This is a genomic window from Bacillus sp. RCC_6_1 (assembly GCF_041360755.1).
Lineage (GTDB): Bacteria > Bacillota > Bacilli > Bacillales > Bacillaceae_G > Bacillus_A > Bacillus_A cereus.
Genome location: NZ_JBFUPV010000006.1, coordinates 141500 through 164342 on the forward strand (window position 1 = coordinate 141500; position 22843 = coordinate 164342).

Sequence of the window (22843 nt, forward strand, 5' to 3'; positions counted from 1 at the left end):
ACCCACTCTCCGCTTTATGAAAGATTTATAATGAAAAGGACGATATGTATACGTGAACATAACAACTTTATTTCCTACTATATTAATTGCAATTACATAATTTCTTTATTTTGTACTACAATACATTTACTACTATTTATTAATTTTCCCTCCTATTTATTTAATTTATATTTAATTAGGATATTACTAAACAGAAATAACATCTAAAAACTTACACTTTCTGTGCGTAATATCCTAACTTTTTCAACTGTTTACTTATCATTTTTTCTCAATATAGTCCAAACTACCAAATATTTGCCGAATCCCCTCTCTATGCTGTGGAAAAATTAGTGTCACCAATTCAATACCTTCTGAAATAATTGATGCATACGTGATACAAAAACTTACAAGTAATATTTTGTCCCCAATTTTTTTATAGGCTGATCAGCTTTACTGTATAGTAGCTCAAGCACTGCAAATTCAGTTGCATTAAGTCCATAAATTTTTAGATCCTTTTCATACGTTTAGTGATTGGCTGTAATTCCCTTGATAATATAACAAATAACTTTAAAGATAAGCTCTCATAATTACCAATCCTTTACAAGTTATCTTGAATTCGAGATTTATTATATTATCGTCGAAATATTATGTCAATAATTCATTTTAGCGTTATCAAGCCACTTATAATTTATTTCTCAACATAAGACATATAGAATCGTTAGAAAATAACTGTTAATATATAGATATCTCAATTACGTTATTTTTTAGAGGGCTTGTTGTCTAGCGCAAGCTCTCTTTTTTCATAGTCTAAATGGAATTCGGACACATTTTATATGGTGAGTTTTGCCCTCTTTTAGCGATAGAGACAAAAAATCTGGTTGTGATGTAAAAACTTCAAAATAACCGCAAATAATCTATAAAACTCAGACATATCAATGAATACGCATTCAAGCGAATCCGGTCTGTTTAAATTTGATTATAGAACTATTTCTCTGTGGCAAAATAAAGCAGCGCTATGGTCGGAAAAGCGATTCCGATCCACAATGCTACACTCCATCCTCCGAAAAAGGATCCAACAGCAACACCCAAAAAGAAAATAGACATGAATAATCCATTTAAGCGACTACGAACTTCTGGTTGCAAAGAGAAAATCAAACGTTGACTTAAAACTGGAAGAGGAATATCGCACTCGATGTTTCCAGCCCCGTCGACTGCAAGCAAAGCAACTTCTAGAGAAGGGAATTCAAAGAGGAGAATTGAAAGAAAACCTTGATATTGAATTATCCATCGATCTCATTTACGGACCAATTTTTTATCGGTTGCTAGTAACCGGTGATAAGTTGGATGATTCCTATGTACATCACTTGGTAACAAGCGCATTCGATGGAATACGATAAACATGAATAACATTCGAAAAAAGAATTAAATGGGCCTTCCTCCTATACGAATAAAATTTCGCTTAACTTAATAAATAAAATATCTAATTATTTAAGCTGATGTATATGAGTCGGTCCCCCACATACATCAGCTTAAGAGTTGAGAATTACCCTAAATGAATGAACATGCAAAAAAATTTATTCTGGGGATTTTACGATATTTTATTTAATCGAAATGTGACATAACTCCTAATATTAGTCTTATTAAGACGCAAGCTCCCTCTCTTCTATTTTTTAATTGAATATTTTAGGTTTATAACGATTTATTTTTAAAGATAATTACCTAATTTATTAACTTATTTTAGAGTAAAAAATAGGAGAAGCCTATCGTGACAGACTCCTCCTAAAAAAACAACCGTTATATACATATTGAAAATAAATTTATTTTATTAATAATGAATATTCACCAGTGTTATCATCAAATTTATACACATTCAAATAATATTTCCCTGGTTTCGCTACGAATTTTCCCTTTATAGCATTTCCTTCATCTTCACTACAAGCTACGTAATTTTGCATGTCTGATTCATGATAAAGTACCCATGTCATCCCAATGTTTTGTTCATTTACCACAGAAATATCTACTTCTTTTGGAACTGTAACATCAAACGTATAAACATCTGTTTGATCAGGAGCAATCAGATTTCCTTTTACAAGCTTATTAAACGGGAGTACCTTTTCCTCTTCAAGGGATCCACCTGTTTGCGGATCTTGTTTTACAGTAACTTTTGTTTGTTCTTTACTTTCTTTTCCTCTACTATCTTTCACTGTTAGTTCCACAGTATATGCTCCTTTTTCTCCATATACATGGGTAGGGCTGACTTCTGTACTTGTTGTACCATCTCCAAAGTTCCATAGATAAGAAATAATTTTTCCATTTTCACTTTCTGTACCATCACTATGGAATTGAATTCCTTCATTTACTATCCCGCTATATGGTCCATTCATATTTACTATAGTCGTTGTTTTTTCTTTTTCCTCTGTTGCAACACCATGGAAAACAATATCATATTCAAATTGATTGGCTGCATTCACACGATAGTTAACAAAATAGGCTGTAACTGTTTTATAGCCGCTCCATCCTGTTTGAGACAACTGCTCCAAGGTTTGATTGACTTGTTTACTCATTGTTTTCCAGTCTTCAGACTCACCTTTTGATGTACTACCTATGTACTTGCCTTCTACAGTAAATGTGTTAAAAAATTGAGACTCATGTTTTGTGATTTTTGCATCTTTTATATTAGTTACATCGACAATTTCTTTCTTCACTTCAGCTAACGGCTTAGGTGCATGTTGTATTAAGTAATCATTTGTTACTTGTGGTACATTGTATTTATCTTGATTATCAATCAACTGCTGCATATACGTTTGATATTCTGTATTCAGCTGTGCATCTTTACTTAATGCTTCACGATACGCGTCATAATTTTTCACATCGTTTGCACGGATTAAATCCTGAATCTTATCAAAGGTTTCAAAGTGGTGATTATATAGATAAGACTGTAGTGCAAAGGAATAATTATAAAAATCCCATGATCCATATTTTGCGAACAAAGTTTGCTTTGCAGTATAACGGCTTGCCGGATCAGATGATAAGCCACTTATAATACTTTTACGTGGAACAACATTATTTGTACGTGTAGATCCTGCAAAGAATTCTGCATTCCCTTCTTGGAACCAAGTTAAGCGTTCATTTTGATATAGTTCTCCACTCCCAAATAAACCAGGAACCTCGTATCTTCCTTGTAAATAATGAGTGAATTCGTGACGGAATAACTCTTCTAGACTATAAATACTCTGTTTTGGTGTACGCTCATATGTAAAGAAAGTACCCTTCTCTTCAATATAAATACCGCCGTTGTTCGTTTCATATCCATATAATTGTCTATTTAATTGATAATCATCTGGATTATTATAAATTACAATTGTCAGCACATCATCTGCGTTACCTGGTTCTAGTGCTTTATCATTTCCAATTACACGGTGATATTGTGCCTTTACTTCTTTGGCTGCCCAATATAACCTTTTAATTTTCTCTTCTGTTACTTTATCGCCTGTCTTAAAAACAATAGATCCATCATCAAATGTATATGTTTTAGGTAAGTATTGTAACTTCCCTTCTTCACGTATTTTCTGTAAATCTACTGTATTTCCATCATAATCTTTTCCACCGTAGTTTGTTTTGATTTGCTCTACCGCTATAAAATAAGGTCCACTTAGGCGAGGATACATATTCATCGCTTGTGTAATAACTTCCAATCCTTTGTTTGGATTGCTATGAAATTTCCCTAAACGTCCTGCATAATAAATCCCATTATTAATTAGCCAACTATTCTCAGTTGTTAAATTCCGTATGAGAGCAATTCTACTAACCTCATTTATAAAGTTATCTATCTTTCCATACCACATTGTTGCATTAGGCTTTTTATTCGTTTCCTGCAAATAAGATTGTATATCATAATCAATACCTTTTACGATTTCATATACAGCTTGTTCTTTCATATAATCATTAGCATACATAGAAAGGTTATCATTAAACTGTTTTAAAATATTTGCCGCATACTGTACTGTTTCAGCATCACTAGAAGCATTACTAATTAATTTCCCATACGCAACTACTACTCTATCTTGCTCAGCTGTACCTAATGTAAAGTTTGGATTTTTTGCAATAGCTTTTAATGCTGGTAAACATTTGTCATGGAAGCTTCTCTCATTTAAGTAACCTACTTCATTATTAAAATATCCCACATAAAAAGCAGAACGTAATACTTCAACAAAAGTTTCAATTCCCTTTGAATCCTCTTTCGTAAAAGATGTCCCTCTTTGTCCTAATTCATCAATGATAACGTTCATACGTTCTTTATTTTGATAAAAAGCTTTCGTATCTTGATTGAATTGAAATAAGTCTGTAATTTGATTCCATGAAACTCTTGATAGCGTATCAATGAATTCACTATCAGACATTTTATTCAATTCTGCCAGAGTATAGCTTTGCTTTAATTGCCTTTCATCATGTTTCATCACCGAAGTAGGTCGTTGTGAAAAATCGCCTACTTTTAAACGCTCTTCAAAATTCAATGTTTCGTCCGCTTTTGTAGCATGAGCCATTTCATCTTTTGAAGTTTCTGTCCCAATCGGTTTCATCTGTAACGTATTATAGGGTGCTTTTTCTTCTGCGGATACCTGTGTTTGAATACTTCCAAATGATAATGCCATCGTACTAATACCGATCATCATTTGAGTAAATTTTAAATTCTTGTTCATAACATTTCCTCCATTTATATATTCCACCCAAAAATATAACATTTTATTTTAATAAATTATCATAAAATGTATTATTACATATTGTTTAATATGAATTTCTGTATAAATTAATATTAAACAAAGCATTATTGAATCTCTTTCTTTTTCCATACATACTCATAAATTGAGTAAACTTTTTGTTTGGAATTTACAGGTTCGTTGCACGAAACCAGACTCTCTGGCAAGATTTCTTAAGATGTTCGGGGATAAATAACATTGAATTTCTTGAGCAAATAGTTGTAGTTCATCAGATACAAAAATAGACATAAAAAACGCTATCCTTTCCTATGATTCTAGAGAAAGAATAGCGTTTTTTTACTCGTTCAGTACTTAGTAGGTATAACTTTTTATATTTCAAATGACTTTTCTCTCTAAAATTATTTTTCATACAAATTTTCAGATTCTAAAAAATCTATAAATTTCTTATAATGTGTCACTGTTCTTTCTAAAGCAATCATTAAAACAAATATAAAATAAATTGCTTGAATTCCATTCATATAATTAAAGAGTGATTCAAATATATATACAATACTTGCAATCATAGAACAAAACCATAAATAAAATTTCATTTTCAGTTTTTTAATTTTTTGCTTAGTTGTCTTACAAGGCTGGCCATGAACTCTTATAAACAAATAAATTGCTGTATGCAAAATAATAATTGAAAATTGGAAACTTCGATTGTCCTCTGAACTAAATTCAGAGAAACCTATTTCTAATGAATGTAATACTATCCAAATAGAAAACAAAGATAGCACGAAGACATATAAAAAACCAAATAATAATTCAAAAATAAATAACCAAGGTTTATTTAATATTGAGTAAAATGGATTTAGATATTTTATGGTTAATAAAAATTTCTTCACTAAATCAGTAATAATAATTGATGTATTAGTTATATTCATATAGAAAAGTAATGTTATTGGAACCAATAACATTATAGCAATGCCCCAAATGGTAATCTTAATACCGGATAAAAAGAAAACAGCTCCAAAAATTACAACTGAAAAAATAAAAGTTGATATTGGAACAAACATTAAAAATATAAGAGTTCTTATTAAGATTAACTCCCCTAAAAAATCTTTTATTATGAAAACATGTATTTTTTCCTCCTTGTAATTCTTCACAGTTTCAACTATTTCTTTCTCGGATAAAAGAAAATACTTCAATCTATTAAACATAAAAAAACTCCTTTATATTAATTTAAAAAAGATTGCCCTCTGTATGCTACAGAGGGCAATCTTTCTTGATGATTAAAATATATACCCAACTGTTAGCAAATATATTAAAAGACATTGTCATTAATTCACTTTAAATTTCACTTCTGGGTATTTGGAGTCCAATTTTTCAAGCGCAGAGCTATCGTCTACCTGTTTCACATATCGATCAAAAAAAGCGAGACTGAATTCGTTTATAATACGGTGAACGTATCTTGGATCTTCATCTAAGCTTCGTAACAAAGGAGAGAACAAATGAAAATCAGTGAAACTCGTATGATTGGTATGGGGAATAACCATTGACATGCCACCACCTGCAAGTGCATGGTCACTACGAACTTTTCCCTCTAAAAAATCTTTCGTGGAATCATCACTAGTCTCTGCATTCATAATCAAAAACGGTTTTCCAACTCTAGATTTCGGAACATTTTCCCCATATAATGTACCATCCATATTGATGGCTGCTTTGACACGGGAGTCTTCCACTAACACTTGCGCAGCTGTAGCTCCACCATAAGAATGTCCAAACATTCCAATTCGGGATGTATCCATTCTTCCTGTAAAGCGATTATCTTTATCGCTTTGGTTAAGCTTCTCTATTTGATTAAGTACAAAAACAACATCTTCCTTCCATAATTTGATATGGCGATCTCGTTCGGCAAAATCAGTTAAATTGATCGACTGTACAAAAGCGGTTCTGCCATCTGGAAAGACGGTAGCTGCAGCATCATAGGTATGATCAATTCCTACGACGATGTAACCTTGGCTGGCCAACTCCTCCACCTCAAACGTGTTTTGATTGCGAAAACCGCTTAAACCATGGGAAAAGAGTAGGACCGGATAACGTTCCTCTGAATCTGACAATTGAGCTTCCATGAATGCATTCGACTTCATCAAGCCTAGATGATGAAACGCGAATGCTGGAATAGACAATGATTTTTCCAACCCCTTGGCAATCTCATCCGAGTTATGGATATAAGGTGCGCGATTCATCTCTCCTTTTTCTTTTGCAGGATACCAAACCTGAACCATCAGCTCGCGCCGGCCGTTCAAATCTTTCATATAAGGTTCTTCTCGATTATAATCAATCCAATGATAAAGTGTAGTACCAACCTTGAAGGGACCGCTCGTTTTTTCAAATAAAACTACCGGCATGAGGGAAGGAAGCATGACCGCAATAGTCAAATAAATGACCAGTAGCGCTGTCTTGACTGTGAATGCCCCACAACTTTTAACGTTCTTTTTTGATTCAGCAAATAGATAGCAGCTTGTTAAAATAAATGGGGACAAATAAGCAGGAATCATCTGCCAGCGATACCCTTCTACGATAAGCTGCACAACAACCACACAAAAGGCAACTGTTAGAATGAAGACAGACCATTGTTTTATTTTCTCACTAAAAAACAATATACAGCCTAGAATACTAAAATTCACAATGATTATAACAGTCTCAAAAAAATCCATTTACATTCCTCCTATACCCGTATTTTATCTTCAAGGACATCCCAGCCAAATTGAAAAAACAATTTAAAATTACAAACTTTTCGTTTCCATCTCTGATTACCTTAATTCGTACCTTTAGTACCGAAAAATTATTTTCGGTACTCATTTTATATTATACCGAAATCTTCCAGACTGTAAAGTATAATTACCCTTAAGTAAAATCGACATAAAGTGAAACTTTAATCAGTGGGGTTTTCTTCATCCCCCACTGATTATCAGCCCTCACCAATCGGACTTTTATGGGCAGTTGATCTCCCACCTAAATTCTTTGCTTTCACTGAATTTTGAGGTAGGAATCTTACTGCCCATTAAAGCGGGATAAAAATAAAAAATGAGCGGGGCTACGTTAACCTGTATGGTTATTGTGACCCTACTCATTTTTTATGTAGAAGTACTATTTAATCCTTACTTGTGATTCCATGCAATATGATATCGGCCATCATTGCAAGTGACTCTTGTAGAGTAATTTGGTTAGAGGCTATACTCCCCTGTTCAAAAATTGATTTCATTAACGTTTTGAGTGTTTGGATTAGCACTGGAATGTCCATTGAACGTAAAACACCGCTATTGATGCCCTCTTCAACTAGCCCAGTAATTACCTCCCATTCTTCATTTATGCCTTGTTCTATTTTTGCCCACTGCTCTGGATGGTAACGTCGCAGTTCAATCAGTAAACGTACGAAGCTGTGCTGAAAATCCTTAGGCACAATTAAAAGAATCCCTTTTAATTTTTCCGGTATGGTCAAATTCGAATTATCGATAATTTCCCGAAAACGTATTTGGGCTTCTTCATTTATTTGCTCAACTACATAACCAATAAGCTCGTCCTTAGATGGAAAATGCTCGTAAAGCGTACTTTTGCTTACACCTAGATCACGAGCTAAATCACTCATTGTGAATTTTATTCCCCTTACATGAAAAAGCGCAATAGCAGTTTTGGCAATCCGATCTTTCATCATTTATTCACCTCATACCAAAATAGTAAAGTTATTATCTCTCCAGTACTATAATAGTACTTCGAGTACAAGAATAGTTTAACTTTTTATTTCTTGAAGGTCAAACGTGATGAAGATGATGACATTTCACTTCATAGCCTTTAAATGAAAATATTATGTTTTTTATGGAAACCAAGTTTATTTTTATCATTGCGGGGACATCAAAACTTTAACTTGATAGGGATATGGCACTACCCCAATTAATAAATATTATTAACTATATGTCTATCATATTTTTTATAAACAGGATCAATTAGATTTAAAAAAAGACTTCTTTTTCTTTACTCGTAATAAATCACCTGTCCACCCTTTGAATCGCATATACATATACATACCCGCTGTTGTGAAAATAATAAATAAGAGAGCGATTAAATAGCTATATTTCCATTCTAGTTCAGGCATGTATTTAAAATTCATACCCCATAATGCTCCTAAGGCTGTCAAAGGCGTACTCACAGCAGTTAATACAGTAAGAGCTTTCATAATTTCATTCCCACGATGAGAAGAAACAACTTCTTGCAAATGAATCATCGTGTCTAATTCTTCTTGGTACTCTTTAACAAGTTGTAATCCACGCTCTAATTTTACGTGTGTTTGTTTATAACAAAGGGTGTTTGTTAGTTTTTCTAACCAAGCTTCCTCCAAGCCTTGTAACACTTCTTGTATTAAGCGAAACACATGTGTGTTCATAAATAATTCATGACGAATATGATAAATCCTTTCTAAAACTGCTATGTTATTATGATGATAAAAATCCCATAACACATTTCTGAAATTGTTTTCAAAATAGTCAACCTTTCGTAAATAGTGAGATATAAATATCGATAAGATGGCACATAGTCCTTCAGCGGAACTATTACAATTTTTTATACCTATAGGGAAATTATGTATTAATTCTTGAAAATCTTCTTCCTCTTTTTCTTGGACCGTTATCAGTATCCCATGAGCTACGAAATAATGAAGAAATTTTTGAATTTTGGCGTCCTTTTTATCTTGATCATATAAAAACGAACCATATACACAAGTTTGACTTGGTGATAACGTATAAACATATAATCCATTTTCACAAGGAGAACTTATTTTCTTTACAAATTGAGAGAAATAAGATGTTACATCACGGGGGATTATAGAAGAAATTTCTTCAAACTCACTAGTTTTCACATGATACCAACTCCATTTCGTCATTTTTATGCATTCCATATTATTCTTCCTTTCTAAATAGTTTTATGTTTGATCGAATCATATCCGTAATATGAAATTTGTATGTAGGTATCCATATCTTGGAGGAAAAGTTTTTAAATCATCTAAATTACAAAATAAATGCATAGGAGGTCTTATTCTTTAAAAAGGAAGACCCCCTATATATTAGTTATTTTTATTCTCAATTTTAAACATTTCCTCTATACAAGCACTTTTTATCTTTTCTTATTTATATTTGGAAAAGAAGCCACACAATTTGGCACGTCTATTCAACGAACTCCATTTCGGTCGTCATTATAATTTGGATTTATATGCAGATTGATTGGTGATGTCCTCAAATACTTGACTTCCAATAATATAGTATCCATGAAGCGCGGCCTCTTTTGAAGCGTCTACCATCCGGAAAGAAACAATTTCACCTTGCATTTTTTCAATTTGTTTTTTGTGGAGATCTACTATTCCTCCTGTCCAAATAATAGTATCATACTGGTCTAACTTAAATTGTTCTTGTAATACACGCATGATGTCTTGGAAATGTGTATCCAACTCTTTTTGAATTAAAATATCCACCTGACTTGTCTCATAATTTTCTTCTTTATCTCCATATCCTTTTTCTAATATTTTTGGCATGTCGTTAATATGCAATTGATTACTTTCACCCTCATGATTCTGCAGGATATTCTTAATATTTTTCAAAGGCTTGCTACATCCTAGTTCCGTCTCATAATGATTTAAAATGACATTCTGTTTCATATCTGTCATTTCTAATGTACGAAATCCACCATCAATAATTAAGATGCGATCTTGTTCCTGAATGATTCCCTCTTTTAAGAAATAGGCATGTAAAGCGATCGGTTGCTGAAGAATCAAAGCATTTTCAACCGTAATATTAATAAATTTCCCATCAATTTGTACGGAAGTTTCTTTTTTTAGTGCACGTTGTAATTGCTCATGCTGACTACCAAAACAAGTGACTGGAAGCCCGGTAACAACTAAAGGTAACACGACATTTTCTTTATAATCCTTTGCAATGCAACCAAATATTTGTTGTTTAAACTGTTCGCTTTCATAATAATTTTCTATTTCTTCTTCAAATGGAGGAAGAAATGAAGCGTCAGATTGATGTGCTTCATTTCCCATGTAGTATGCAAAGTCTAAGTCTATAAAACTTACCTTTGTTAAATCTTCACTTTCAGCATGATTAGGTACAGGAGCTAGTGTGGCAGCTTCACTCTTAATCGTCACCTCAGAATCTACATCCTGTCGATATGCCCGCTTAGTAAAACCAATTCCTACATCAATTGCATACAGAGATTTCATACTTTTTTCCTCACTTTCTCTTTTTAGAATTAAATCTAAGCACTCTCTTCTTTCCCTTCTTTCACATATTTCTTTTCATTTTCCGTTTTTTCTCCGGCTAGGTTCTTACTATTTTGATTTATTTCATTATCCTTTTCATCTTTTTTCTTTTTGTTATTTTCGTTTTCTGTTAAATCTTTAATAGTAGAAATGACAACCGGTGTGGCTGTAAGCAGTTGTGGTAATGTTTGTTTTGCAACATTAGCTGCAGTTACAGAGAATTGTTTACTTGTCTCGGTTACCTTCTCTAATGTTTCCTTTATGTTTCCTTCTTGTAGTTTGTCTTTTACGCTTTTTCCTTTTGTTTGTATAGCTTTCCGATTTTCTTTTTTTAACAGAGATACTATGACTCCGGTCGTAATCCCAATCACAGCATATTTAAATATTGTATGTTTCATTTTTCTCACCCTTCTCTACTTTTATTTTCTTCCATGCTACAACCTAAAATAATTAACTTATCTATTTATCAGATATTGCAATCTATTAGAGAGAATGATAGTTTTGCGGCTGCCTATCACTCGCCGTTAGTGTTTCATCTGTTACTAGAAGTAAAATTCTCCCTTGATCTAGTTTTTCTTCATATAAGTTAGCTTCCTCCTTCGACAACCCCATTTCCTCCATTTGATTTCGGAGCTCGTCCCCTTTTTTGGAGAAAAAGTTGATAATACTTGTGCCCAACCCTTGTTCTTTTACTCCAATCGTATTTGTGTTTGTATCATCCGCAATCTTTTTTGTTATATGTTTTTCTTGTGTTAAGACGTAAATGTCATCTTGGTGAATCCCTTTCAATTCTAGCTCTTTTACTTTCATAACTACTTCCTGTTCATTTTGATATTCATAAACCACCGGTTTTCTTTCATTCTTATGCATCGTATTTTTCCTCCCTTAGATTTTTTATTTTCTTATTTAGTTGTTATGTAATATGTAATACACCTATTTTAAAGATGTTAAACCTAAATTTTCAAAAAACTTCACATAATAGGTTATTAATGTTTTTGAATATCAAGGAAATGTCACGAGCACTTTGCTTTGATAACAGCGTTACAAATAACGCTTTATTTGGAAGACAAGTCCATTATTTTATAGAAATCATAGAAAAATAAAAAAGCACTCCTTTTCAAAGAGTGCTAAAAAAAACATATAACCTAATAAAAATATTTCTATTTTGATTACAGAAAGAAAGTCTTTATTAAAACATATGGTTGCTAATTTAATTGCGATCTGCCTTGCACCCAAGCAGCAATATCATTTATAACATACTCAGGAATATTAGCAGGACTATAATATTCATCCGGTTTACTTATTTCCCCATCGCCCTCTGTAAAGAAATGATTTAACTTTGGATATAGTCGATAATCAACGTTATTTCGTTCTTTTAATTGTTCTTTCCAAAGAGGAATTTCGATTTTTGATTGAACTTGATAGTCTCTTTCTCCTTGAATAATAAGAAGTGGTGTCTTTTGTTCTTTTGATATTTCTGCTGCTTTAATTTTCCGAATAGAATCCCAAAATACTGCTGATCCTAAGTAAAAATCTTTTGGAGGATTCTGACCAGAGAAATTTGGATCATTTAATAATTCAAATTGCGATTTGTAAAATTTATATTGCTCCTGGTTCATTGCTCCAATAGAAAAAAGATACTCAAATTGATCTAAAACAACGTCTTGAATCGTACGAGCTGGTCCACCCATTACAATTGCCCCAGCAATATTTTGATTTTGGTCTTTTTCAATCATTTTCGGAAGCATCATTCCACCTTGACTATGACCAAGAATATATATTTGACTCTTATTTATTAGAGGCTCATTTTTAAGAAATTGAGTTACAAGAAGAGCATCATCTGTTGTCTCTTTATCAACTGTATAGAAGGGACTGAATTGTGTTTTCAGCCCATGTTCATACGTTCGTTTATTATAGCGAAGGACAGCAATTCCCTTCGATGCAAGACCTTCAGCTAAATCGCGAAATGGTTTTAAAGCAAACGCTGTTTCATCCTGATCAGTTGCTCCTGATCCTTGAACAAGAATAACCGCTGGAAAAGGACCATTTCCTTTTGGAACCGACAATGTTCCTGGTAATGGAAATGCACCACTTCCAACTACTACTTCTTTATCAACAAATGATTCAGGCTTACTATATGATGGACGCTCAGCAACAGGACTAAACGACATGCTTAGTTGAAAATCGTCTATTTTTCCAGATGGATCTAGTTTAATTAGTAAAGGTACAGTCATTTTTTCAAAAACTAATTGAATCTCCACATTTGTATGAACAGGATTTGTCTCTTTTTGTGTAACCTCTCCAATTTCTATAAAAGAACCTGCTTGTAATTGAACTGGCAGTCCCTCCCAATAGCTCTTCAACCATTCTTCGGATATTATTTTCTGTAATGACCTTGAGGTTAAATCAAATGCAGATTTATAATCTTCACTATTCATATGGCGAATAAATGAAAGAGTAGTAGATATAACAGGATTTTCATCATCACTATTGTCTATTTTTTTTATATTTGTGTTTACTTCCTTTAATTTTGAAATAAATTGGTGGTTAAATGGATTATTATATGTATTAGGATATAAATTTGTTTTCAAAATTTCCGTATTCCGTGCCTTATACAAATTTGAAGAACTCTTAAAATTTTCAGGTGAAATTACTTCCTCCGCATATGAGACTGAGGGAATTGCTATTGTAAAAATTGCACTGATAAGTAATAACTTATTACTTATTCTTCTTTTCTTACCCATACTTATTGATTCTCCCTTCAAAATTTAAAATTTCTAATACAATATGCCAACTATAAGGAAAATAAAAATTACCAAAGAGATTAATAATCTATTTTACGATCCCCCTCTCAAGTTAAAAATCTATCATTAACAAACTTCAATAAAAAACGCCTTCCCCCTCTTTTTTTATTGTTGGATTTTCCAATGACCTAGAAGCACAGCACGAAATTACATGTAACCGACCCATGAGATTCTCTGTTTCAAAAGAAAAAAGCCCCCCACTAGATGCTTTCTTTAATTGTTCTCACTATCATTTATTCAGGTAATTCTCTTATTACTATAAGATAAATTCATTCTATTTCCTAAACCTCACTTATTTCTTAATTCACTCATACCAATATAAAACCTAATAACCTACCATCAAAAAATAAAGAAAATAGGTTATTTGGCTATTCATTTCGTAAACTTAATGCTCAAATTAGTTTTTTTCACAAAGTTAAACTTTATTAAGAAAAACTTAAAGAATTTCCCTCTATATTCATAAGAACTTTTTTCTATACTCAAAAATGTAAATAGACAAAAGGAGAAACGATCATGAAGAAATTTGTAATTTGCATACTAGGAATAGGCCTCCCTATATACTTACTACCTTTTATATTACGCGGAGATTTAGACAGATTTAATCCGATTGCTGAAGAAAAAAATGTATATGCCGTTGCGAAAGGATATGGTGTTCCAGATTATCCTCATAAAGGAAAAGCTATGTACTCACTAAAAGCTGTTGACGAATTAAGTAATGAAAAAGAATATACAGTTGGAACGAACACGCCTAATGATTTTATAAGAAAAACTTACTTAAAAATTCATGTGAAAGGAAAATATGTGTATTCTTACGATATTATTTCTAAAGAGGATATTCCTGAGAAAATAAGGGGACAATTGGAGATAGCAAATAAATAAAAGAGCCAATTCATACGATTTGGCTCTTTATTCTCTCTCCCATCTACCGTTTGGATAATTCTTTCGGTAGATTTATTAAATTCGTTATCATTGTTCCAATAACCATTGTTCAATTACTTTTACTGTTTCATCTCGTTGTGCTTTTGCCGTAATTAAACTCGCATTATCACCTTTTTGCTCACCATACATGCCAAAATGAGCATGGTTTCCCCCTTTTATCATGTGCATAGTTGTATTTTTCGACATTAACTTTTTATTGTTCTCTATTTTTTCTAGAGTTGCTAAAGCATCTACTTCTCCATAAATTGATAACATCGGAATCGATTTTGTAGAAAAGTCATCTGCAGGATACGAACCTAAGAAAATGATTCCGTGTACCTTGTCTTCATGCTGAGAGGCATACTTAGAAATCATAGCTCCGCCCATTGAATGCCCCGCAACATACCATTTTTGAACTTCAGGATACTTTTCAATTACACTATCTACCTCATTTATTCCAAATATCGCTAAGTTTAATGGTAACTTAGGCATTACTACAAAGTGCCCATCTTTTGCAAGAGCTTCTCCTAAGTAACTATAAGCCTCAGCTTCTACTTTAGCTCCTTGATAAAAAATAACCCCTACTTTCGCATCTTTCGCTCCAAAAACGATATTATCTTCATCTTTTTTATCATCTACTAACGACAAAGCCTCTTTCGTCGGTTTATAAGTAAACTGAGACCAAGTCAAAAAAGTAATACTTCCTATAATTAAAATAGCTAGTAAAGAGTACAGCATAATTTTTATCCATTTCTTCACAAAGATGACCTCCCTAAGATGTATATATTCCATATTTCGGATTATCATTAACACACATAAAAACTCGAGCATTTTTATTATGCTCAAGTTTTTAGTTCCGTCTTTAATTTATACTATAAATGGTCCAAGATAAATATGTAGCAAATGCAGACCATAAAAAATACGGAATTAGCAACCATGTCGATACTTTAGATAATTTGGAAGAAACCACTATGAGGAGTAACGTAGTAATAGCGACAAGTAAACAATCTACTGTTGCTAAAAACAAATTCTTTTGGCTAAATTGAAAATAGCTGAACGCTTGATTGAATATATAATTTAAAAGGAATAAAAACCAAAATGTTTTTGGCTTGAATCCATAGTTGTTGTAAATAATTGCAACTGATAATGCAATAAGTCCAAATAATACAGCCCATATCATTCCGATTGTCATACCAGGAGGTGTCCAAGACGGCTTTTCTAACGCATCATACCAAGTACGATCAATAGGGAATAAAACACTAGAAACATAAAACAAACCATATGTTAGTAAAAATACTATAATACTAGATTTTTTCATAAACATTCTCCTTTTTACTAGAAGATTATAGAAAATTTATATGATTAGTATGTCCTTATAATGGATAAAATTCTAAATACATATTGTTTAACCTATTTCATACAAATTCTTTCATATTTTTATATGCACAAAGGGCTCTCTCTCGTGCTGCCTTATGATCAACAATCGGATAAGGATATGTATTCCCAAGTTTTATATTGGATTTTTGTAAAATATGCTCAGGTGCTTCCCAAGGTTTATGTATATATTTGTTTGGGATATCTCTTAATTCTGGTACCCATCTTCTTATATACTCTCCATTTTTATCAAACTTTTCTCCTTGTGTGATAGGATTAAAAATACGAAAGTACGGTGATGCATCTGCTCCACTTCCAGCAACCCATTGCCATCCCATTGTATTATTTGCAATATCAGCATCTAGTAGTGTATCCATAAACCATTTTGCACCTTCTTGCCACGGAATTAACAAATGCTTTACAAGAAAAGAGGCTACAGCCATTCTTGCCCGATTATGCATAAAACCGGTTTGCCATAGTTCTCGCATTCCCGCATCAATAAACGGATAACCAGTTTCACCCTTCTGCCATACTCTTAATAACTCCTCTTCCTTATTCCACGGAAAATGTTCAAAGTTTTTATTAAGAGGTTTATATGCTGTAAACGGATAGTGATATAGCAAATAATAAGAAAACTCTCTCCAAATTAATTGGCGTATAAAACTAATCACTTGTTTTTCAAAAAAACTACATTGTCTTTCGGTACTTTTATTTATTAAGTAGTGATACATTAACTTCACTGATATTTGGCCAAATGAAAGATATGGCGCCAACATTGAATGAGCATTTTGATTTGGAAAATCTCTTCCTTCACTATAAGAGGCTAATTTACTAGAGAAAAATTTCTTAAATGTTTTGTATGCCCCTTCCTCTGTAGGCTCCCATATTGCTTCCATATGAGATGTCCACGGTATATTCGGCAACAAGTGTAATTCTGAGACAGATAAGCTTGCTGGTAAAGAGCTTCCCCACTTTATACTCTGTACTCTGCTAATAGGTTTAGGTATTACCTGCTTTTGAAATGCATTGTAAAAAGGCGTAAACACCTTATATTCAGTGTTATCCTTCTTTTTTATAATCCACGGTTCTAATAATAAATGCGAATTAAATTCCTTACAAATAATACCTTTATCTTCTAATATCATTTTCATTTTTTGATTAGATTTTAACCTGTCTGGATCATAACAACTATTCCAATATACAGCCGTTATATCTAATTGTTTTATGAGAGAAAGTATTTCTTCCTGTGTATTTCCTTTGCGGATTATTAAAGTAGAGCCCAATGCCTTAAGTTGCTTTTGGACATCTATTATAGCATGGTGTAACCACCACTTTGCCGCACTTCCTATTGAAAAAGTTTCATCTTGTACATATACCGGAAGAACCTCCCCGGACTGAACAGCCTCAAATAGAGCTGGGTTATCATATAAACGAAAATCTTTTTGAAACATAACGATAATTTTGTTTTGCATGGCTATCCCCTCTTACTCTTAAAACATAATAGATTCTTTACGTGAATAATCCTCTTTTTTACTTTTGCATTATTATATTAATAATTCTTTGTAATCGTAAACAAACGTTTCCATAGTTATTGGACTTCTATCTAGTAAATTCGATAAATCTAATGTGACTTTTTTAGCTAACCCTAATTTTGCAGTTGTATATATTCCAATCATAACCCAAATAAAGTCACTGTTAAGTCCCTTTTGAATCATTCTTTTTCTAAATTTAAATATACTTGGATTTGTATAAGTAATATCTTTATTTATTATTTTTGAAATAATAGCAGCAACTTCATAATATGTTAATGCCTCATTTCCCGTTAAAGAATAGGCTTTAAATTCATGTCCCTCTTCGGTTAATATTTTAGCTGCAACTTCTCCAATATCCCGTACATCTATAAAACTTGTTTCCCCTTTACCAGCAGGTACTTCAATTATTTTTTCATTTCTTAATTCATCACCATGTTGTGATAATAAATTTTGCATAAAAAAACTCGGTCTTAGGAATGTGTAAGGGATCCCAGAAGCCTTTATCATAGCTTCAATTTTAGCATGAGGTACTATCGGATTTTTTTCTACACCTAATAAAGATAAAAATACAATGTGTTTTATACCTATTTCTTTTGCGGCATCTACAACAGGCTGGAAATACTTTTTTGCATCAGCTAGATGTGGTGGTCTTATTAGAAAGACTTTAGTAACACCTGTTAAAGCCGCCTTTACAGATGAAGGATTTTCAAAATCAAAATACACTCCTTCAGTTTCTCTACTGCGCGTTGTGACTTTGAAAGTAGCATTTCTTTTTATTAGGCATTTTACAACCTCTTTTCCTACATTCCCTGTAGCACCTGTTACTAAAATCATTTTATTCACCCTTTATTTTTTTGTAAATTTTGAATCATACTTTGCAAAACTCGAACTGTATTTTCTACTTCCTCTTTAGGAATACTAGCTGTAGCATTTTTTATAACTTCATCGCTTACATTTTCTATCTCCTGTATTAATGTCTTAGTTTCATCTGTTAAAAATATTAAATGTGACCGTTTATCTTTAGGATTATGTTTTATAAGAATCCATTCTTTTTGCAATAATCTTTGTATAATTCCGGTTACTGTTGGACGGTCTGCTAAGAGCCTTTCAGCAATCATAGCCGGGGTGGTTCCATTTGGATAAAGAGATATATCCTTTAACACAGACCATTGCTGAGCTGTTATTTTATATTCTTTTAATTGATTTGATAATTCTGTTTTCGTCATTATACTTACCTTGTGTAATAAATAGCCTAAATTATTCATATAACCTCCAATATAGTTAGCACACTAATTATATAGTTAGCATACTAACTATAATGTGTAATTACAAACTTCAATTAATAGTTTATATATAAAAGATATATCAAATTCTTATTTTGTACTATTTCATATTATATTTAAAATCTTCTTTAATCCTGTTTTGCATGTATTGTACACTCTATATACAAAGGTTATTCCTTGCTGTTACTTTAAATAAGCATTTACAATTGTATCTAGCATAGGTATTTCTTATTGTCAGATTAGTCTATTTATTCTTAATTCTGCAAAATAAAAAGAAACTGGAGAAAAATATAGGAAAACAATTTGATAAACAGTCAAACTTAAATACATTTATTGATTCAACAATCCTATGGACTTTTCAAAACAAAAATGCTATAAATACACTTTTGAATGAAGGTAAGCTTATAGCCAATCCTATTTTTGTTAGTAAAGAAGATTGCACAGCATATAAATACATTGTAAGACACATGAAACAGAAAGGTATTGACTCTACTATAGATTTCCCCATTTGGGCATGGCATTCATGCAATGGTTACCAAAAGAAGCCTACTATTGTTTATAAATGCTTTATTTAAGCATTTATATTAGTTACATAATGAAAATTCTTAAATAGTTTTTAAACATTTTTTAAAAGTTGTAATTCTACATGTATCGTAAGACTATTTCCATGACTTTCAGCCCATACTTTGCCCTCATGCAATTCAATTGTGCGCTTTACAATTGCTAAACCAATTCCGGATCCGTGTATTTGACTCGACCGTGATTTATCAACTCGATAAAACTTCTCAAACATCTTGCTTAATTCTTGTGCTTCAAGATGATCTGTTTTATTTGTAATACAAATAAATGCCTTATCTTCTTCTTTTTTTAGTTCCACTATTACTGTTGAATTTGAAAAACTATATTTTTCAGTATTAGATAGTAAATTATCAAATACACGCACCAGTTTTTCTATATCTGCCCATACCCAAATATCCTTATTAATGATATTTAGTTTAACAATTAATTGCTGTTTTTCAAAAATCGGGATATACTCTCCTACTAGCTGACCTAACAAATTGCCCAATTCTACTTTTTCTTTTCTCAACTTAACATCAGGTAAAGATAATTTTGTGTATTCAAACAATTCATTAATGAGAGTTTTTAATTTTAATGTTAAATTATACGTATTTTGAATATACATTTCTAATTCTTCTTTATTTCGATATTGTTTTTCATTTACTAATGCTAAATATCCAATAATAGACGTTAAAGGGGTACGCAAATCATGAGAAATATTGGTAATAAATTCACTTTTACCTTTCTCAATTGCTCTCTCTTTCTCAAAACGCTCCCTTAATTGACTAGCCATCCAATTAATATTATAAGCTAAAGAAGATAATTCATCTTTTCCTTTAACACGTATGGAATGTTTCCAATCTTTTTTTACAATCTTTTGAATACCTCGTTCAATTTCTTTAATGTATCTTGTAATAGGGATCATAAACAGCAAAAATAAAAGGATGAAAATTAATATACTGCTCACCAAAGCAAGTAATAAATTTTGATTATATTGAGTTGGTGAGATTGTTTTATTCGAATTTGGAGATTGTACCATTACATATCCAATTCCATCTTGAAATGAAACTGGTGAAACAAACAATATGAACTTCTCAAACAAAGGATTTCTGACGTTTGGTGTAACATTTAATTTCTCCTGTAATAATTCCTGTGGGAGATTATCCTGCAATTGAAAATTATGTGAACGATAGATAATATGGCCTTTATAATCTAATACTAAAAACCTTAAATTTTCATTCTTCTTTTGGATAGATTGAATCATCGGTATAACTTGTTCTATATGCCCAGATTCCAAATTACGCTTTTGTATATCATTAGTTATCCCTATCGCTATTTCCCTTATTTCGGCTTCTTTTTCAATCTGTTGATTATAAGAAAGTAGATTTGCACTTTTCATTGCTATGAGAAAAAAAGTAACAACCGCAACGATGAAACAGAGCAAAAAAATTAAAATAAGCTTTATATTTAAGCGTGTAGAAAAGAATATATTATCCCTTAATTTCGTACGATCGATCATACTCTATAGCCAACTCCCCATACTGTTTTTAAATAAACAGGCTGACGAGGGTTTTCTTCAATTTTTTCCCGTATTTTAGTAATATGAACCATGACTGTATTATCTGATTTATAAAATGAATCTTCCCAGACCATCTCGTATATTTTTTCTACACTAAAAACCTTTCCTTTATTTCTCACTAATAAAGAAAGTATGTCAAATTCCTTTGGAGTTAACCTTACTTCTTCATTTCTAATGAAAACTTGTCTTGTCTCCTCGTCTACCTTAAGATGGCCTATTTCATGAATAAATTGTTTTACTTCTTCTGTTTGATAAACACGATATCTTCGTAATTGAGATTTAATTCTTGCCATTAATTCAAGTGGATTAAACGGTTTGGTAATGTAGTCTTCTGCCCCACTCATTAATCCCTGGATCTTATCTATATCCTCATCTTTAGCTGACAAAAAAATTATAGGCATTTGATACTGTTCTCTTATTTTTAAACAAGCCTCTATGCCATCCATTTTCGGTAACATAATATCTAAAATGATTAAATCAATTGTTGTATTTCTTAAAGTTTCTAAAGCTTCTATAGCATCCGATGCATCTATAATTTCATACCCTTCATTTTTTAAATAAATGGATACGATTTTTCTTATCTCTATATCATCATCTACAATCAAAATTTTTTCTTTCTGCATCATATTTTCTTCCTCTCTGACATCTCGTTCTATGCTGTAGTATTATACATTTAGTTTTACCTTACACGTATAAAGTGAAACTTTAATCAGCCCTCACCAATCGGTCTTTTACGGGAATCCCGCCCCCCACCTAACTTCTTTGCTTCCACTTAATTTTGAGATGTGGGTCTTACTACCCGTTAATGCGTGATAATACACTTTGCTTTTTTAAACATATTGAAGAAACCATCTGTTTTGCAAGTTGATTTGAACTGGGTAAAATAGCCCCCTACGATCCGAGGCCGCTTCACATACTCTTACATAAAACAAATAACATTCATAAATTCCTCTCCAATGTTAATTTAGAACATACAATCAATCTACTGAAAAAATCTTAATTTTCACCCTACAAAAATATTAAGATTTCTTAACATTGAATGGAGAATTTACATATTAAAAATGGACAGTTCCCTATACTATTAGACCTGTCCAAATTAACGTTTTTAATTTATGAATTAAAATATTATACTTTTCTTTATTTTATAATATCTGTCACTATAAACATTGATTTTCTATCTCTCTAAGTACATCATTTCCAATATTATCTATCTTTTCATTTTTTATAGTGTTATATAAACTCTGTAAAACTTTTAACTCTGTTCTTAAATGTAAAATGACACTAGATAATATATATAACTTAGCTACACTCTCTTTTCCACACTTCTCTTCATATACTTTTTGAAGGGTAGTAAGATATAACGTCAGTTGAGAAATTTTAGTTTTTAGCTGTTCTAGAATTAATTCTTCTTCCCCATATTGTGCAAAAAGTAGCGCTTCATATATAGGACGATGCATATCCTCTTTCTTTATCATTTGCTCTAATAATAAATGTTCAAATTCTTGTTTACCACTTTTAGTAATACCGTAAATAGTCCGTTCAGGACGTTGTTCATTACGAATAATATCAACAACCTCTATAAAACCCTTCTTTTCAAGTTGCTCAAATGTATAATATAAAGAGCCTTTAGTAATTTTTATATAATATTTCATTTCACTATTTTTTAAAAGTTGCTGGACTTCATACGGATGCCTATTTTTCTCCATAAGAAGACCCAGCATAAAAAGCTTTGTATTCATAACTCTCCACTCCTTAATAACCTATACCAATAGTATAAGCTAAAAATAAGTAAAGAATCTTTTTGTT

18 protein-coding genes and 5 pseudogenes are annotated in these 22843 nt (G+C 31.9%); 3 read left to right on the forward strand and 20 right to left on the reverse strand.

What is annotated here, in order from left to right:
• Window positions 1–211 precede the first annotated feature (211 nt).
• A pseudogene (locus AB6801_RS18735) lies at window positions 212–574 on the reverse strand (MarR family transcriptional regulator).
• 389 nt (window positions 575–963) lie between these two features.
• Window positions 964–1149: pseudogene (locus tag AB6801_RS18740) on the reverse strand (MFS transporter); the annotation flags it as partial.
• Between AB6801_RS18740 and AB6801_RS18745 the strand changes: the two are divergent.
• Window positions 1137–1376, forward strand: a pseudogene (locus AB6801_RS18745) (TetR-like C-terminal domain-containing protein); the annotation flags it as partial. The pseudogenes AB6801_RS18740 and AB6801_RS18745 overlap by 13 nt on opposite strands.
• Window positions 1377–1796: 420 nt before the next feature.
• Here the strand turns inward: AB6801_RS18745 and colA are convergent.
• The 10 genes and pseudogenes from colA to AB6801_RS18795 all read right to left on the reverse strand — a co-directional run bounded on the left by colA (window position 1797) and on the right by AB6801_RS18795 (window position 13733).
• Complete coding sequence (colA, locus tag AB6801_RS18750; protein WP_370941119.1) at window positions 1797–4679, reverse strand: collagenase ColA; 2883 nt, start codon at window positions 4677–4679, stop codon at window positions 1797–1799.
• Between the two features lie 159 nt (window positions 4680–4838).
• Window positions 4839–4985, reverse strand: a pseudogene (locus AB6801_RS18755) (IS4 family transposase); the annotation flags it as partial.
• A 110-nt stretch (window positions 4986–5095) separates the two neighbouring features.
• A complete protein-coding gene (locus AB6801_RS18760) occupies window positions 5096–5896 on the reverse strand; it encodes a hypothetical protein (RefSeq protein ID WP_000483298.1) in 801 nt (266 codons plus the stop codon).
• Window positions 5897–6016: 120 nt separating this feature from the next.
• Window positions 6017–7396: an alpha/beta hydrolase family protein gene (locus AB6801_RS18765; protein WP_000345276.1), complete on the reverse strand. Its 1380-nt coding sequence runs from the start codon at window positions 7394–7396 to the stop codon at window positions 6017–6019.
• A gap of 437 nt (window positions 7397–7833) precedes the next feature.
• On the reverse strand, window positions 7834–8391 hold the full coding sequence (locus tag AB6801_RS18770; RefSeq protein WP_000654864.1) for a TetR/AcrR family transcriptional regulator: 558 nt from the start codon (window positions 8389–8391) through the stop codon (window positions 7834–7836).
• A 288-nt stretch (window positions 8392–8679) separates the two neighbouring features.
• Entirely contained in the window at window positions 8680–9630 is a 951-nt protein-coding gene (locus AB6801_RS18775) for a magnesium transporter CorA family protein (RefSeq protein ID WP_000388911.1), read from the reverse strand.
• A 294-nt stretch (window positions 9631–9924) separates the two neighbouring features.
• On the reverse strand, window positions 9925–10950 hold the full coding sequence (locus tag AB6801_RS18780; RefSeq protein WP_065703729.1) for a ParM/StbA family protein: 1026 nt from the start codon (window positions 10948–10950) through the stop codon (window positions 9925–9927).
• Window positions 10951–10985: 35 nt separating this feature from the next.
• Window positions 10986–11387: a peptidase U61 gene (locus AB6801_RS18785; protein WP_097999663.1), complete on the reverse strand. Its 402-nt coding sequence runs from the start codon at window positions 11385–11387 to the stop codon at window positions 10986–10988.
• An 85-nt stretch (window positions 11388–11472) separates the two neighbouring features.
• Complete coding sequence (locus AB6801_RS18790) at window positions 11473–11859, reverse strand: YflT domain-containing protein (protein WP_097999664.1); 387 nt, start codon at window positions 11857–11859, stop codon at window positions 11473–11475.
• A 335-nt stretch (window positions 11860–12194) separates the two neighbouring features.
• On the reverse strand, window positions 12195–13733 hold the full coding sequence (locus AB6801_RS18795) for an alpha/beta hydrolase (RefSeq protein WP_141530604.1): 1539 nt from the start codon (window positions 13731–13733) through the stop codon (window positions 12195–12197).
• Window positions 13734–14306: 573 nt separating this feature from the next.
• On the opposite strand from AB6801_RS18795, the gene AB6801_RS18800 reads away from it, so the two are divergent.
• Window positions 14307–14672: a YxeA family protein gene (locus AB6801_RS18800; RefSeq protein WP_097999665.1), complete on the forward strand. Its 366-nt coding sequence runs from the start codon at window positions 14307–14309 to the stop codon at window positions 14670–14672.
• An 87-nt stretch (window positions 14673–14759) separates the two neighbouring features.
• Here AB6801_RS18800 and AB6801_RS18805 read toward each other — a convergent pair whose 3' ends face one another.
• The 5 genes from AB6801_RS18805 to AB6801_RS18825 form a co-directional block, all read right to left on the reverse strand.
• On the reverse strand, window positions 14760–15470 hold the full coding sequence (locus AB6801_RS18805; RefSeq protein ID WP_087965133.1) for an alpha/beta hydrolase: 711 nt from the start codon (window positions 15468–15470) through the stop codon (window positions 14760–14762).
• Between the two features lie 103 nt (window positions 15471–15573).
• Complete coding sequence (locus tag AB6801_RS18810; protein WP_065703722.1) at window positions 15574–16029, reverse strand: TspO/MBR family protein; 456 nt, start codon at window positions 16027–16029, stop codon at window positions 15574–15576.
• A 97-nt stretch (window positions 16030–16126) separates the two neighbouring features.
• Window positions 16127–17557, reverse strand: coding sequence for a cryptochrome/photolyase family protein (locus AB6801_RS18815; protein WP_048568436.1), 1431 nt, complete (start codon window positions 17555–17557; stop codon window positions 16127–16129).
• Window positions 17558–17629: 72 nt separating this feature from the next.
• Window positions 17630–18451, reverse strand: a complete 822-nt coding sequence (locus AB6801_RS18820) for an SDR family oxidoreductase (protein WP_097999666.1) — start codon at window positions 18449–18451, stop codon at window positions 17630–17632.
• Between the two features lie 5 nt (window positions 18452–18456).
• Window positions 18457–18882: a MarR family winged helix-turn-helix transcriptional regulator gene (locus AB6801_RS18825; RefSeq protein WP_001061041.1), complete on the reverse strand. Its 426-nt coding sequence runs from the start codon at window positions 18880–18882 to the stop codon at window positions 18457–18459.
• 308 nt (window positions 18883–19190) lie between these two features.
• On the opposite strand from AB6801_RS18825, the pseudogene AB6801_RS18830 reads away from it, so the two are divergent.
• Window positions 19191–19451, forward strand: a pseudogene (locus AB6801_RS18830) (DUF3841 domain-containing protein); the annotation flags it as partial.
• Window positions 19452–19516: 65 nt separating this feature from the next.
• On the opposite strand, the gene AB6801_RS18835 reads toward AB6801_RS18830, so the two are convergent.
• From AB6801_RS18835 to AB6801_RS18845, 3 genes are all read right to left on the reverse strand, one after another.
• Entirely contained in the window at window positions 19517–20977 is a 1461-nt protein-coding gene (locus tag AB6801_RS18835) for a sensor histidine kinase (protein WP_000567229.1), read from the reverse strand.
• Window positions 20974–21660, reverse strand: a complete 687-nt coding sequence (locus AB6801_RS18840) for a response regulator transcription factor (protein ID WP_001168370.1) — start codon at window positions 21658–21660, stop codon at window positions 20974–20976. The genes AB6801_RS18835 and AB6801_RS18840 overlap by 4 nt, the downstream gene beginning before the upstream one ends.
• Window positions 21661–22194: 534 nt before the next feature.
• Window positions 22195–22776 carry a PadR family transcriptional regulator gene (locus AB6801_RS18845; RefSeq protein ID WP_001093176.1) on the reverse strand — a complete coding sequence of 194 codons (582 nt, stop codon included), beginning with the start codon at window positions 22774–22776 and terminating at the stop codon, window positions 22195–22197.
• Between the last annotated feature and the right edge of the window lie 67 nt (window positions 22777–22843).

Excerpts from the sequence above, each read along its gene's own strand:
- AB6801_RS18765 (WP_000345276.1), bottom strand. The coding sequence starts at position 7,396 with ATGGATTTTTTTGAGACTGTTATAATCATTGTGAATTTTAGTATTCTA.
- AB6801_RS18845 (WP_001093176.1), bottom strand. The coding sequence starts at position 22,776 with ATGAATACAAAGCTTTTTATGCTGGGTCTTCTTATGGAGAAAAATAGG.
- AB6801_RS18760 (WP_000483298.1), bottom strand. The coding sequence starts at position 5,896 with ATGTTTAATAGATTGAAGTATTTTCTTTTATCCGAGAAAGAAATAGTT.
- AB6801_RS18795 (WP_141530604.1), bottom strand. The coding sequence starts at position 13,733 with ATGGGTAAGAAAAGAAGAATAAGTAATAAGTTATTACTTATCAGTGCA.
- AB6801_RS18810 (WP_065703722.1), bottom strand. The coding sequence starts at position 16,029 with ATGAAAAAATCTAGTATTATAGTATTTTTACTAACATATGGTTTGTTT.
- AB6801_RS18785 (WP_097999663.1), bottom strand. The coding sequence starts at position 11,387 with ATGAAACATACAATATTTAAATATGCTGTGATTGGGATTACGACCGGA.
- AB6801_RS18800 (WP_097999665.1), top strand. The coding sequence starts at position 14,307 with ATGAAGAAATTTGTAATTTGCATACTAGGAATAGGCCTCCCTATATAC.
- AB6801_RS18780 (WP_065703729.1), bottom strand. The coding sequence starts at position 10,950 with ATGAAATCTCTGTATGCAATTGATGTAGGAATTGGTTTTACTAAGCGG.
- AB6801_RS18775 (WP_000388911.1), bottom strand. The coding sequence starts at position 9,630 with ATGGAATGCATAAAAATGACGAAATGGAGTTGGTATCATGTGAAAACT.
- AB6801_RS18825 (WP_001061041.1), bottom strand. The coding sequence starts at position 18,882 with ATGAATAATTTAGGCTATTTATTACACAAGGTAAGTATAATGACGAAA.
- AB6801_RS18820 (WP_097999666.1), bottom strand. The coding sequence starts at position 18,451 with ATGATTTTAGTAACAGGTGCTACAGGGAATGTAGGAAAAGAGGTTGTA.
- AB6801_RS18840 (WP_001168370.1), bottom strand. The coding sequence starts at position 21,660 with ATGCAGAAAGAAAAAATTTTGATTGTAGATGATGATATAGAGATAAGA.
- colA (WP_370941119.1), bottom strand. The coding sequence starts at position 4,679 with ATGAACAAGAATTTAAAATTTACTCAAATGATGATCGGTATTAGTACG.
- AB6801_RS18790 (WP_097999664.1), bottom strand. The coding sequence starts at position 11,859 with ATGCATAAGAATGAAAGAAAACCGGTGGTTTATGAATATCAAAATGAA.
- AB6801_RS18815 (WP_048568436.1), bottom strand. The coding sequence starts at position 17,557 with ATGCAAAACAAAATTATCGTTATGTTTCAAAAAGATTTTCGTTTATAT.
- AB6801_RS18770 (WP_000654864.1), bottom strand. The coding sequence starts at position 8,391 with ATGAAAGATCGGATTGCCAAAACTGCTATTGCGCTTTTTCATGTAAGG.
- AB6801_RS18835 (WP_000567229.1), bottom strand. The coding sequence starts at position 20,977 with ATGATCGATCGTACGAAATTAAGGGATAATATATTCTTTTCTACACGC.